This is a genomic window from Chromobacterium sinusclupearum (assembly GCF_002902845.1).
Classification (GTDB): domain Bacteria; phylum Pseudomonadota; class Gammaproteobacteria; order Burkholderiales; family Chromobacteriaceae; genus Chromobacterium; species Chromobacterium sinusclupearum.
The window spans coordinates 1-12,530 of the sequence record NZ_PPTF01000033.1; the positions used below are offsets into that span (position 1 = coordinate 1).

Consider the following 12,530-nt stretch of genomic DNA (forward strand, 5'->3'; position numbering starts at 1 on the left):
GGCTTTGCGCATTGTGCGCGCAGAATGCGCGAAACCCGCCCCGACAGACACTGCCGGGGCTTTGGCGTTTAGGGGGCTAGTCGTCCCCATCCTGCCGCAGCAAGGCATCGACTTCCTCTTCATTCCACACTCGGATGCCATGTTGGCTCAACAGGCTGGCTGTCACGCCTTGGCCGTCGCGCAAGGTTTTGCCGAAATTGCCATCGTAGATTTGCCGATTGCCACAGGATGGGCTGTTGGCCTTTAGCAGCGCCAGTTTGCAGTCCCCCTGCTGGGCCAGGCGCAAGGTTTGCCAAGCGCCGGTGATGAATGCCAGGCTGACATCCTGCCCGTCTCCGGTTTGGACCGATGCTTGCTGCGTCAGCACATCATTGCCCGAGCCACCGGTGATCTCTGCCGCGGGTCTTGGCGTGGGAAGACCGCCCAAGCACTCCGGACAGGCGGGAATGAGTCCGAATCTATCGTGGATCTTCGTCCAGTCGACATCGCGCATCGGTTTGGACTGGCCGTCATAGCGCACTGGCTGTCCCAGCAGGCAGGCGCTGATCAGGAGTTTGGGTTTTATGGTCACAGTCTGCTCTCCAGAAGTCTGGCCAGCGCTTGGCTGGCGGGGGCGATGCGTTCGTCCGGCACGGCCGCGTAACCGAGCACCAATCCGTTGCGATCGGCTTTGCCCAGGAAGTGGCGAGCCAGCGGCCGCAGCCAGAGCCCTTGCTTGGCCGCGGCATCCTGCAGCTCCCATTCGTCAAAGCCCAAGGGTAGATTGGCCAGCAGATGCATGCCAGCCTCGCCGCCCGATATCGGCAAGGCATCGCCCAGGTAGCGCGCCATGGCGGTTCGCAGCAGATGCTGCCTGTGCGCATACAGTTCGCGCATATTGCGGATGTGTTGGGCAAAGTGGCCGCGCTCGATGAAATCGGCCAGCGCCGCCTGGTGGAGGTAGCCGGTTTCGCCGTGCAGCCGCGCCTGGCAATGGCGGAAGGCCTCAACCAGTTCAGGCGGCAGCACAAGATAGCCCAATTTCAGCGCGGGGAACATCACCTTGCTGAAGGTGCCCAGATAGATGACGCGATTATCCTGATCCAGGCTTTGCAAGGCGGCTAATGGATTGGCGGTATGGCTGAACTCGCCGTCGTAGTCGTCCTCGATGATCCAGCTATCGTGATGCCGCGCCGTCTGCAACAGTTCCAGCCGCCGCGCCAGCCCCATGATGACGCCGGTTGGATACTGGTGCGCCGGCGTGGCGTAGATCAGTTTGGGAGAGGCTGCGCAGGATAGGGGCGCGAGTCCATGCTGATCCACTGGAACTGGGCGGCAAGCCAGCCCAGCTTCCAGCATCGCGGCTTGGGCGCCGGTATAGCCTGGCTCCTCAAGCCAGGCGATGTCGCCGGGATCGGCCAACAGCTTGGCGATGAGCGCCAGTCCGACTTGCGTGCCGCTAGTGACCAGGATCTGCTCTGGGCTGCAACGCACGGATCGGGTCAGGAACAGGTACTCCGCCAGCGCATGGCGCAGCGCCTGCAGGCCGCCTTCGCGCTGATAATGCATCCATTCCAGCGGGGCGGTTCGTTGGCTGCGCGCCAGACACTTTTGCCATTGCTGATGGGGAAAGCGCGCCAGCTCGGGCTGGCCGGGGATGAAGGCACCAAATTTGCTGGCGGGCAGACGGCTGTAAGCTTGCAACTGTACGCCGCGCCGCGATAGCTCTCGTCGCGGCAAGGCGGCGGGAGCGGGCGATGCCGTGGACGCAAACGCCTGGCAGACATAAGTGCCCGAACCATGCCGGCTTTCCAGATACCCTTCGGCAATCAGTTGCTCATATGCGGCAAGCACGGTATTGCGACCTAATGCCAGCGCCTCGGCCAGCTGGCGGCTGGCGGGTACCGCGCTGCCGGGCGCAAGCCGGGTTTGGCGGATCAGCTCTCGCAGGTGTCGATACAGTTGGCGTGACAGGTTTTCCCCCTGGCCGCGCTGCAGCCGGGGTTTGAGGTAAGAACAGAGCCAGTCGCGATTCAAGGTGGTCCCATCAAATTAATGAATGTGGTCCTTCAGATGGTGCTGCTTGTGTCGTAGGATAACAGCATCGTAACGTGCTGGAGCAAGGTGATGATCAGTCAGGAAGCGTTCTATGCCGCCAAGTTGGCGTATGAGATGGATGCCGCCGATGTGGCGCAGGCTTTCGCCCAAGGCGATGACTCGCTGGTATTAGTCGATACCCGCAGTGCGGAAGCGTTTGCCCATGAAACCATTCCCGGAGCGATCAGCCTGCCGCACCGGCTGATGACTGAGGAAAGCACCGCCCATCTTGCGCGCGAGCGCACCTACGTCACTTTTTGCGATGGCATTGGCTGCAACGGCTCCACCAAGGGCGCACTGAAGTTGACCCGGCTTGGTTTCAAGGTCAAGGAGCTGCAGGGCGGCATCGATTGGTGGAAGCGTGATGGCTACGCAACCACGCTGCACGCCGGCTGCGGCAAGGACGTATGCGATGCGTGCTGACTGGGACGCGCTGGCGCAGCCGGCCGAGCAGATTTCGACCGGGCAGTGGGTAGGTTTGCCAGTAGAGGGCTGGACGGGCGCGACATACCCGCCGCGCCAAGTCCTGACCGGGAGGCATGGCCGAGTGGAGCCGCTGGATGCCGAGCGGCATGGCGCCCAGTTGTACGAAGCCTTGCATCAGATGGCGGGCGGGGCCAACTGGACCTACCTTAGCCACGGCCCGTTTCGCAGTCTGGAGGATTGGCAGACTTGGATGCAGGCCCATGCCGGACGGGAGGATCCGCAGTTTTATGCGATCGTCGATGCCAGGGACGATGTGGCTATCGGCTTGTGCAGCTATCTGCGCATTGCGCCTGCCGACGGTTGCATCGAAGTGGGATTTCTCAATTTCTCTCCGCGCCTGCAGCGCAGTCGCTTGGCCACCGAGGCGATGTACCTGATGATGCGCAATGCGTTTGAGCTCGGCTATCGGCGTTACGAGTGGAAATGCGACGCCCAGAACGCTCCGTCGGTGAAGGCCGCGCTGCGGCTGGGTTTCACCTTTGAAGGCTTGTTCCGCCAGGCGCGCACCAATAAGGGACGCAACCGGGATACCGCCTGGTTCTCCATTCTGGACCATGAGTGGCCGCAGCGGCGGCGAGCGCTGGAAGAGTGGTTGGCGGATGCCAATTTCGACGCGCAAGGGCGGCAATTGCGCAGTCTCTCGGAGTTTGCTGCGGAGGCGGCGGCTTGAGCTTGGTCGCGGATACGGGCGCGCTGGCTCAAGCGGCGGCTTTCAATGCCGTGGGGCAGCCTGTCGGTTGCGAGGTAGATCGATGGAGCGGGGCGGCTTGGCCGCCGAGTATTGTCTTGCAGGGCCGCTTCTGCCGCCTGGAGGCCTTGGATGCGGCGCGGCATGGACGGGACTTGTTTATCTGCCTGCATGCCGATGCCAGCCGCGCGAACTGGACGTATCTGAATCAGGGACCGTTCGCGTCCTTCGATGCATGGCAGTCCTGGCTGGCGAGCGCGATCCAGGTCAAGCGTACCTGCTATTACGCGCTGATCGATGCCGATAGCGGCATGGCGCAGGGTATGGCCGCGTATATGAATGCCCAGCCTGAAGACGGCTGCGTCGAAATCGGCGGGGTGCATTTTTCGCCGGCCATGCGCCGCAGCCGGCTGTCGACGGAGGCGATGTATCTGATGCTGAAGCAGGTATTCGAGCTGAATTACCGCCGCTGCGAGTGGCGTTGCGACGCGCATAACGCATCGTCGGCGCGCGCCGCCTTGCGTTTGGGCTTCACGTTCGAGTGCCTGTGGCGGCAACGCCGGGTCAGCAAGGGACGCAATCGCGACGCGGCCTGTTTCTCTATGCTGGATCACGAGTGGTCGGCGAGGCGCCTGGCCTTGGAGAGCTGGTTGCATCCGATCAATTTCGATGCGGCGGGCCGGCAGCGATGCGATCTGGCCCATTTCATGGCGCGGCAGGGCTAATTCGCTCTTTGGACTTCATGCGGGGAGGCTGCGGCGCTACAATGGGTGACTGTAATCCCTTGATAGTGTTGTCTGAATGAAATCTCTGCCGCGCAACGCCCGCATCCGGGGCGAGCCTTTCCTGCCCAGCCGCTTTATTTTCGGCGATGCCGTCGATGACGAGGGCTTGGAGGGGAGCGAATACCTGGTGCATACCGAATCCCCTGCCTTCATTTGCCGGCTTGTAGGCAACGATGATACCGATTTTCCCGGCCGCGAAAGCGAGGGCTTGGCCAGCGCCGTACTGTATGACGAGGCGGAGAAGATCACGGTCTATGTCTGCAATTTGCGGCTGAGGCTGTTCGACTTCAATTTCTATGATGAGGTCGAACCCAATGTCGGCCAGTTGCAGGATATCTGCGATGAGGCGATGCGCGCCTACCAGAAGCTGCAGAAAGCCTATGCCGAGCGCGACGCCGCCGGTCCGCCGCCGCGCGAGATGCGCACGGGGCCGACCAAGCCATTGCCCCCGGCCGAGCGCCAGCAGGCGATCAGCCAGTTGATCGAGCAGGCCCGCCTGGCGGTGGGCAAGCCCATGGGCGGCATGCAACTGGCTGCCGCCGTGCAGATGGCGCTGATGGCCGGCGATCAGGCCGTGTTCACCGAGGCCCAGCTGGCCTTGCTGGCGGAGCCTGACGCGCGGCAATTGCTGATCCAGCGCGCGCGCGATGCGGTGGCCTTCCCCGAAGTGCTGCGCAAGGACGGCTCCGTGGTGTCGTTTGAACTGTGGGCGTTGCCGTTTGCCTTCTCTCGCAGCCAGGGAGGCGTATGGTGGCATTTTCCGCGGCTGGAAGCCTTGGAGGTAGCCCTGGCCGATGCGCTGGAGGTGCCGGAAAAGTCGATTCTGTGGATTTCGCCCACCCTGTTCACCGTGGACATGCTGAATGAGCGTGGTTGCCAGGATCTGGTGCAATTGGCGCCGGTGATGGATGCTGGCTGCGATTTCGCGCCGCTGGACCCGGAATCGTCGCGCGCCACTTATGAGGCGGCGCGCAAGACGAATGATCCGCAGTTGGTGATGGCGTGGATTCCATTCCTTGTAGAGCGCGGCGCGCTGCCGATGGACAAGGCGCGCCGCTTGGCCCGCCGGGCGCTGGATGTGGCCATGCCGCTGGTGCAGCAAGCGGTTGCCGCCGAGATGGAGTATGGCGAGGCGGAACTGTTTGCTCCCTTGCCGTGGTGGGAGGCCTTATCCAGCGGCATGCGCGCCTGGAACCGCAAGCGTCTGGGCGTGACAGCAGCCTTGCTGGCCGCCAGCCAGGGCGGCATCGACAAGCTGGAAGCGGTGGCCGAGTATCAGCCCGAAATCCAGGGCTTTGAAGTGGCCTTGCGGGTGAAGGGGCGCGATGAGGTGGAAGCGCGCGTGCCTTGGCTGGTGGTGCCGGATGTGGCGCCGGACCGCGACGCCGCTTGGCGCGACTTGGCCGATTGTCTGCGCGAGGCCGGCATGCCGTTGTCGCAAAGCGTGGCGCGTTTGCACTGATGGCCACGCCAGCAGCAGAAAAGGGGCCTTGCGGCCCCTTTTTCTATTGCGGCTTGAAACCAAGCGCTGATTTTCCCTGGCACCGCTCTTCGCATTTTGAGCCTTGGGCGGCGCTGCGCTCCTTTGTTGCTGTTGGTGCCCGCTACTTCTGCCAATAGGTTTTGACGTTGACGAATTCGTACAGGCCGAATTCCGACAACTCGCGTCCGTAGCCCGACGCTTTGACGCCGCCAAACGGCAATCTCAGGTCGGAACTAGTGTGGCGGTTGATGAACACGCTGCCGGCTTCAATTTGCCGCGCCAGCGCCCAGGCCCGCTCATTATCGGCGCTGTAGATGCTGGCGCCGAGCCCGAATGGCGTGTCATTGGCCAGTCGGATGGCGTCAGCCTCATCGCTGGCGCGCAGAATGCTGGCGACCGGGCCGAACACCTCCTCGTGATAGACCCGGCAGGCGGTCGTCACGCGATCCAGCACGGTCGCGGGATAGAAAAAGCCGGGCGTCTGCGGCATCTGCCCGCCCAGCCGCAGCTTTGCCCCATTATGGCAGGCATCCAGCACTTGGGCGTGCAAGGCTTCCCGGAGATCGGCGCGAGTCAGCGGCGACAGCGTCGTCGCCGGATCGCGCGGATCGCCGGCGTGCAATTTGGCGGCTTCGGCGCAAAAGGTCTCGACGAAGGCGTCCGCCACTTCCGGCACCACGATCATCCGCTTGGCGGCATTGCAGCTCTGGCCGGCATCGCGAAAACGCGAGTTAGCGGCATCGCGGGCGGCGGCTTCGATATCGGCATCGGCGAGCACGATGAAAGGGTTGCTGCCGCCGAGTTCCAGCACTGTTTTCTTCAGATGCTTGCCGGCCAGCGAGGCGATGATTCTGCCGGTGTGGGTGGAGCCGGTGAAGGCGACGGCATCGCAACGGCGGATGGCGTCCTCCACCAGTTCGGTATCAATCCACGCCATGTCCATCACCGCCAGTCCGGATTGGCGGATGCAGTCCAGCAGAAATTGGCTGCATTGCGGAACCGAGGGCGCCGGCTTGACCAGGCAGGCGTTGCCGGACATCAGCGCGGGAACGGCGAAACGCAGCACTTGCCAGATGGGATAGTTCCACGGCATCACGGCCAGAACTAGCCCGAGCGGCTCGAACGCCACGCCGCTGCGGCTAGCCTGGGTGGGAATCTGCAGCGATTGCAATAGCTCAGGCGCCAATGCCGCGTAGTAACGGATCAATTGCACCGATTTGTCGATTTCGGCCAAACATTCGCCGGTGCGTTTGCCGACTTCCTGGGTGATCAGGTCGGCCAAGGCATCGCGTTGTTGGGCCAGCTGCTCCGCCAAGCGCAGAAGCTGGGCTGCGCGCTGTTCTACCGTCAACGCGGCCCAACTGTCTTGGGCTGCGCTCAATTGTTTCAGCGCCAGGTCAAGCTCGTCGGCGTGCCAAGTGGGGCGGGTGTAGCAGACCTCCCCGGTGGCGGGGTTGCAACTGGTAAAGGCGGTCATGACGAAGTGGCTGGAAAAAAAACAAATGTAACAAATAAAACGCTTTGAGGGCAGTTTTGAAAGTAGGTTTATTTTTAAGATATTGTTTTTATTGAATATTGTTTTATTTGTTATGGGTTTCCTGTCAATGCGGGCCAGTTAGTATATTCATTTCAGTGTAAATGTTTGGAGGCGGATTCTCATTTGCACTAAGCACTGGCCGATTGGCCAGATTTCGTACTTTTGGGCTGGTTTTACATTTCAGCTGCCTGAGCAAGGCTTAATTAGGAGGCTGAAATGAAAGCGTTTTTCCCGTTGGAGCTGGATGGTCTGGTGTTGGATGTCGTTTCCTCACCGTTGGAACAAAAGCAGCTGTGGGCATTCCGACACAGAATCTTCCGGGAGCAACTGGCCTGGGTGCCAGTATGTGAGGATGGCTATGATCGGGATGGCTATGATGATTTCTCCGATAATCTGGCGCTTTATCGGGATGGGCAGGTGGTGGGAGCGATACGTCTGACCGGAGGGCAGAATCCCTTCATGCTGGAAGAGGAATTCTCTGGTTTGTTGGCGTCGGGCGAGAGCATCGGCAAGGGGCGCGAGTACTCGGAAATCACGCGGCTGGCGATTGATCGCCATTCATTGAGTGGCAGGGAGTCGGTGATGGCGGCCCGCATGCTCTATCTGGGCGCCTGGTTGTGGTCGCAGATCCATGGCGTGCGCTGGATGTATTTCGTGGTAGAACCGGTGTTTTATCGACGGCTGGTGATGTTCGGTTTTCCCATCGTTCCTGTGGGAGTGCCGAGACCTTTGGATGGCGGAGTGATGTCGATGGCCGGCCTTCTGGATTGGCGGCAGGCGCGGCCGGAGCTTATTCGCTCACTATGTCCCGGGGTGACAGTGTCAGATGCATGCCAAGAACTATGGCATGAGTACGATTATTCGCATTGAGCTTGCGAATCACGTTGGCAACGTGGAATTTCACGGTGCGTTCACTAATATCTAGGATGGTGGCGATTTCCCAGTTGGTCTTGCCGCGGCTCATCCAGTGGAAGATGTCGTATTCGCGCTGTGAAAGCGGCATGCTGCTGGGGGAGGCCGGCGGCAGATTGGCGATGCGTACCGCAGCTTGATGCAGATGGGGCGTCAGGCAATTGAGCATGGCGACCAGGGCCGCATTCCGCGCCGGTTCGCGTCCGCCAATCGATAAGATGCTGCCCACGTTGTTTCGCTCGGAGGCCGCGCTGAAGGTGACGCCATTGCCCATGCCGTTCAGCGTGGCTTCTGCGACAAACCGTTTTTCATCGACGCCCTTGGCGCGGCTGAAACGTTCCTCCCAGCTGACTGGGCCTTGGCCAAGGTGGATGCGCATGATGGGGTCGTGCTGCGCAAAGTTCTCTTGCGCATATTGCTCCAGCCAGCTTGATGGGTAGCTGACGTTCAGAATTTTTTCCATCCGTTGGATCTGATTCTGGTTGTTGAGCCGGCCCAGAACCAAAATGAGCTTGTCGGAAGGCGCCTGCGCGAGAATGGAGTCAAGAAATGCCTTCAGTTCGCTTTCGGTCTCGATGTGTCCCGCCATGTGGATCCATTCCAACAGCGTCCACTGCTGAGAAGTGGTCAGGCCGGCAGGAAGGGGTCTTGCATTGATGGTTTTCGAGATCGCCATGAACAGGTCTTCCTTGATTTTGTGAGGGCGCACGGTAAATAGTAGCCTACATGCTTTCTGCATGTAAGAACCTTGGCGCAAAAACCATGTGGATTGTTGTTTTTCCGTCCGTCAGTATACCAAATTTGTCCTTCTGCTGATCCTAGGAAAAATACTGATAAATCACAGCTTTGTTTGTCATTGGCAAGACCTTTACAATATGTAACCGCTTTATTGCTGATAAATTCTTGACATTCTCTATTTTTCAGGTGGCAATTTATGCCATGTGGGAAGTTTGAGGGCACCCACAGGCCATCGCTTGCGCTATACAAGCTCGATTGGGAGTCTGGCACGGTTTGTCGCATCAAAGCCTCAGAACGAAGGCATAAATTGTAAGCAAAAGCTAATAAATTCTGGCAAGCAAACGCTTAAAAGCGCATAATTGCTTCGCATAAAAAATAAACATGACTGGCCTCGTCACCTCGGCGATAAGGGCTGGCAGGCAGTTGGGGAAGTGTGGGTTCTGTAGTGAATGAGGCTGGTGACGTGATGACCATTTTTTAGAAGAATCTTCAATATCATGCGGGAGTGGTGTAATCTTTTTTAAGTATTTACATTCAATCCCGTGAACGGCGGTGTTCGCCCCATGGTCCTAGTCGTTCAAGACCCGTGCGCAACATGCCAGTTCAGGAATCGCCTCGCCTATGGATACCTTAAAAGCTCTAATGGTCTTCATGACCACTGCTGAAAACGGCAGTTTTTCGGATGCGGCCCGCAAGCTCGGCGTGTCGCCGGCTGCCATCAGCCAGAGTATCGCCAGACTGGAACAGGAGCTGGAAGTGCGCCTGTTCAACCGCACCACGCGCCAGTTGACGCTGACCGAGGATGGTCGCCGTTTTTACGCGCAGTGTCGTGGTCCGGTCAATAATCTGGATTCTGCCATCAACCAACTGAAGGCGAGCCGCGATGAGCCGGCCGGGCATCTGCGCGTCAGCATGCCCAACTCCTTTGGCCGACGCTTCATTCTGCCCATCATGGGCGAGTTCTGCGAGCGCTATCCCAAGGTTCGCGTTTTCTTCGGCCTGGACGACCACTTCAGCGACCTGATCGAGGACGGCTACGATGTGGGCGTCCGCACCGGCATGATGCCGGACAGCCGGATGGTGGCGCGCAATCTGTCGCAGATGCCGCTGTATGTGGTGGCGTCGCCGGCCTATTGGGATCGTTATGGCAGGCCGACCACACCGGAGGAATTGGGCAATCATGACTGCATCAACTTCCAGTTCCCGACGTCCGGCCGTTTGTTCAAATGGGAGTTCGACCGCAAGGGCGAGCGCATCCCGGTTGAGGTGAACGGCACCTATACCCTGAACGACATGGAGGCGGTGGCCGAGCTGGCCAGGCTGGGCATGGGGGTGGCGCAATTGCCGGGCCACGAGGTGGTGCATATGATCCGCAGCGGCGAACTGGAGCCGGTGCTGACCGACATGGTGTCGCTGGAGCGGTCGATCTACATCTGCTTCCCGCATCGCGACCATATCGCGCCGCGTACCCGCGTATTCGTCGATTTCGTGGTGGAGAAGCTGGCGGATCATCCGGACATCATGGCCGACCTGCCGGGATTGGACCTGAGCGCCAAGCGCAGCGCGGTGCAACAAAGCATAGGCATCGTCTGATCGATTGCGTCTTGCCATGAAAAAGGCCGGCATTGCCGGCTTTTTTCATGCGCTCAAGGGTTCGTCTGTTCCAAACTCTCCCACAACCCTATTGCGGCCGGCCTGCTTGGCGGCATACAGCCGCATGTCGGCGCGATGAATCAGGCTATCCGGGGTGTCGTCTTCCTGCAGCGTGGCGACGCCTATGCTGGCGGTGACGGCGGACACTGGGGCGAAATCGGTTTCCTGCAACAGCCGGCCAATGTCGGCCGCCAGCTGCAACGCGCCCAGTTGCCCGGTTTCCGGGCAGACGACGATGAACTCCTCCCCGCCCCAGCGCGCCACCGTGTCGAGCTGGCGGGCGCGTGTTTGCAGGACTTTGGCAAAGCGATGCAGCACCGCGTCGCCAACCTGGTGGCCATGGTTGTCATTGATGCACTTGAAGTGATCGATATCGATCAAGAGTACGGAAAAGGGGCGGTTGGAGCGGAAGCTGCGTTCGGTTTCGCGCTGCAACATCTGGTTGGCGCGGCGGCGGTTGGCCAGATTGGTGATGTCGTCGCGCTCGGCCTGCCGCCGCAGCACCTTGAGCAGGCCGCGCGCTTCGCGCAGGCGGCGGATGGCGAATACCGTCATCGACACCGCCAGCGAGAAGCCGACCAGCATCACTTCATCCAGCGGGGTATCGGGATGGTTGTGGAACCAATCATCCAGTTTGTCGAAGAGTTCGAAATAAACGAACAGCGCAAAGCACGCCAGGTTGAACGCGGCAATCCAGGCCAGCTCTATCCAAATCCGCCGTTCTTTGTATGGCCAGTATTTCATGATGCCCCATCTTCGGCAGGTCTAGCTTCTTGCTAGCCCATGGCGCGGGGCGGGGCAAGCCGCGGCGCGTCAAGCCGCCATCAGCCGCGACAGCGGCGTTTCGCTCCAGTCTATGCTGTCCAGCAGATTCTTGACGATCAGGCCCAGCTCAGTGTCGCCCTCGATGCGCAGCTTGCGGTTGAAGAACAGCGTGTCCGGGTCTTCCTCGCGAAGCAGCATGCGGGCGAAGTCGGCGCAGTTTGCCACCAGTGTCAGGTCCGCTGGTCCGTTGGCGGCGGAAAACCGGCTGTCGGACGCGGCGAGGGTCAGGGTGAGTCCGGCGTCCTCCAGCCGAATCTCGAAGCGCTTGCCGGCCAGCAGCGCCATGTCGACGGGCAAAACGCCGCGCTTGGCCAACTGGTTCAGCGTGGTAGCCAACAACTGGCTGGGTGGCGTGGCCGGCAGCCGAGACAGCAGGCCGGCCACGGCGGAAGGCAGCGTCAGGTCAGGAATGCGCATGTTGTTTCTCCAATGGGCGGATGCCGGCCTGGCCGCGCCAATAGCCGTCCACCAGTTCGCCGGGCGCTTGGCGGGCCAGTGTCGGCAAGAGGGTGTCGATGGGTTCCGGCTGCCGCAGCAGCTGGGCGAAGGCCCGCACCACCGCGTCGGTGCCTTGCGATTGCGGACTGATGCGGACGCGCCGCACGCCGATCTCGTGCATGTCCCGCAAGTGCGGCAGCAAGGTCTGGCAGCCGTCGGACAGGGTCTGGGTGCCGTTGATGGCGAGGAAGCCCTGACGGTCGCGCGTGCTCAGCGTCAAGCCGTCGGGATGCTCCAGGCAGCGGAACTGGCAGTCGTCCTTGTTCAGGTTGTAGTGGCGGGCGGTGAAGCAGCGCGACGACAGCGCCAGCGGCAGGCGGCCCCAGGCGAAAACCTCGGTCTCCATGCTGAGTTGCTGACGATGCGCCTCCGCCAGCACACCGGCCAGCGTGTCGCGGCTCATCTCCACCGGCGGTAGCCAGCGGTAGGCGCCCAGCATTTCCATCACCGCCAGCGTGTCGGCGTTGTAGATGTTGAGATGCGGGCCGGCGACGAAGGGCAGGCGTTTTTCGCGCGCCAGGCTGGCGGCGCCCAGGTCATTGGCCTCAATCGCTAGCTCGCCGTTATCCACCAGTTTGCGCACGCGCTTGATATCGGATTCGCTCTCGATCAGGGCCTGGCAGCTGAGCACGACTTCGCGGCCGGTGGCGGCCAGGTCGGCGGCCAGCGCAATCCAGTCCTGGCCGCGCATCTGCTGGCGGCGGCCGCAGACCACTTCGCCCAGATAAATGGTGTTGAGCGGCCAGTCGGCGGCCTCGGCGTAGAAACGCAGGATGTCGTCGCGGCTCCAGAAAAACAGCACCGGGCCGAGCGAGAGCTTCGATGGGATGGCGTTCATGCGGGACTCCT

13 protein-coding genes are annotated in these 12,530 nt (G+C 60.9%); 6 read left to right on the top strand and 7 right to left on the bottom strand.

The window, feature by feature from the left end; translation table 11 throughout:
• Window positions 1–76: 76 nt before the first annotated feature.
• Window positions 77–571 carry a 2-thiouracil desulfurase family protein gene (locus tag C2134_RS09570; protein ID WP_199179906.1) on the bottom strand — a complete coding sequence of 165 codons (495 nt, stop codon included), beginning with the start codon at window positions 569–571 and terminating at the stop codon, window positions 77–79.
• Entirely contained in the window at window positions 568–2,016 is a 1,449-nt protein-coding gene (gene pdxR, locus C2134_RS09575; RefSeq protein WP_103319565.1) for a MocR-like pyridoxine biosynthesis transcription factor PdxR, read from the bottom strand. The genes C2134_RS09570 and pdxR overlap by 4 nt, the downstream gene beginning before the upstream one ends.
• A gap of 90 nt (window positions 2,017–2,106) precedes the next feature.
• Here pdxR and C2134_RS09580 point away from each other — a divergent pair, with 90 nt between their 5' ends.
• From C2134_RS09580 to C2134_RS09595, 4 genes are all read left to right on the top strand, one after another.
• Complete coding sequence (locus C2134_RS09580) at window positions 2,107–2,499, top strand: rhodanese-like domain-containing protein (protein WP_199179907.1); 393 nt, start codon at window positions 2,107–2,109, stop codon at window positions 2,497–2,499.
• Complete coding sequence (locus C2134_RS09585; RefSeq protein WP_103319569.1) at window positions 2,489–3,232, top strand: GNAT family N-acetyltransferase; 744 nt, start codon at window positions 2,489–2,491, stop codon at window positions 3,230–3,232. The genes C2134_RS09580 and C2134_RS09585 overlap by 11 nt, the downstream gene beginning before the upstream one ends.
• Window positions 3,229–3,975, top strand: a complete 747-nt coding sequence (locus C2134_RS09590) for a GNAT family N-acetyltransferase (protein WP_233163994.1) — start codon at window positions 3,229–3,231, stop codon at window positions 3,973–3,975. The genes C2134_RS09585 and C2134_RS09590 overlap by 4 nt, the downstream gene beginning before the upstream one ends.
• Before the next feature lie 76 nt (window positions 3,976–4,051).
• Window positions 4,052–5,497 carry a hypothetical protein gene (locus C2134_RS09595; RefSeq protein WP_103319571.1) on the top strand — a complete coding sequence of 482 codons (1,446 nt, stop codon included), beginning with the start codon at window positions 4,052–4,054 and terminating at the stop codon, window positions 5,495–5,497.
• Window positions 5,498–5,639: 142 nt separating this feature from the next.
• Here the strand turns inward: C2134_RS09595 and C2134_RS09600 are convergent, their stop codons facing one another.
• Window positions 5,640–6,995 carry an aldehyde dehydrogenase family protein gene (locus tag C2134_RS09600; protein ID WP_103319573.1) on the bottom strand — a complete coding sequence of 452 codons (1,356 nt, stop codon included), beginning with the start codon at window positions 6,993–6,995 and terminating at the stop codon, window positions 5,640–5,642.
• 276 nt (window positions 6,996–7,271) lie between these two features.
• Here C2134_RS09600 and C2134_RS09605 point away from each other — a divergent pair, with 276 nt between their 5' ends.
• Window positions 7,272–7,925 (top strand): acyl-homoserine-lactone synthase, encoded by a 654-nt coding sequence (locus C2134_RS09605; RefSeq protein WP_103319575.1) that lies wholly within the window; start codon window positions 7,272–7,274, stop codon window positions 7,923–7,925.
• Here the strand turns inward: C2134_RS09605 and C2134_RS09610 are convergent.
• Complete coding sequence (locus C2134_RS09610; protein WP_071110073.1) at window positions 7,846–8,643, bottom strand: LuxR family transcriptional regulator; 798 nt, start codon at window positions 8,641–8,643, stop codon at window positions 7,846–7,848. The genes C2134_RS09605 and C2134_RS09610 overlap by 80 nt on opposite strands.
• A gap of 683 nt (window positions 8,644–9,326) precedes the next feature.
• Between C2134_RS09610 and C2134_RS09615 the strand changes: the two genes are divergently transcribed.
• Complete coding sequence (locus C2134_RS09615; protein ID WP_103319578.1) at window positions 9,327–10,298, top strand: LysR family transcriptional regulator; 972 nt, start codon at window positions 9,327–9,329, stop codon at window positions 10,296–10,298.
• Between the two features lie 45 nt (window positions 10,299–10,343).
• Here C2134_RS09615 and C2134_RS09620 read toward each other — a convergent pair whose 3' ends face one another.
• From C2134_RS09620 to C2134_RS09630, 3 genes are all read right to left on the bottom strand, one after another.
• A complete protein-coding gene (locus C2134_RS09620) occupies window positions 10,344–11,102 on the bottom strand; it encodes a GGDEF domain-containing protein (protein WP_103319580.1) in 759 nt (252 codons plus the stop codon).
• 69 nt (window positions 11,103–11,171) lie between these two features.
• Window positions 11,172–11,600: a ubiquinone anaerobic biosynthesis accessory factor UbiT gene (gene ubiT, locus C2134_RS09625; RefSeq protein ID WP_103319582.1), complete on the bottom strand. Its 429-nt coding sequence runs from the start codon at window positions 11,598–11,600 to the stop codon at window positions 11,172–11,174.
• Window positions 11,587–12,519, bottom strand: coding sequence for a U32 family peptidase (locus C2134_RS09630; RefSeq protein WP_103319584.1), 933 nt, complete (start codon window positions 12,517–12,519; stop codon window positions 11,587–11,589). The genes ubiT and C2134_RS09630 overlap by 14 nt, the downstream gene beginning before the upstream one ends.
• Window positions 12,520–12,530: the final 11 nt, after the last annotated feature.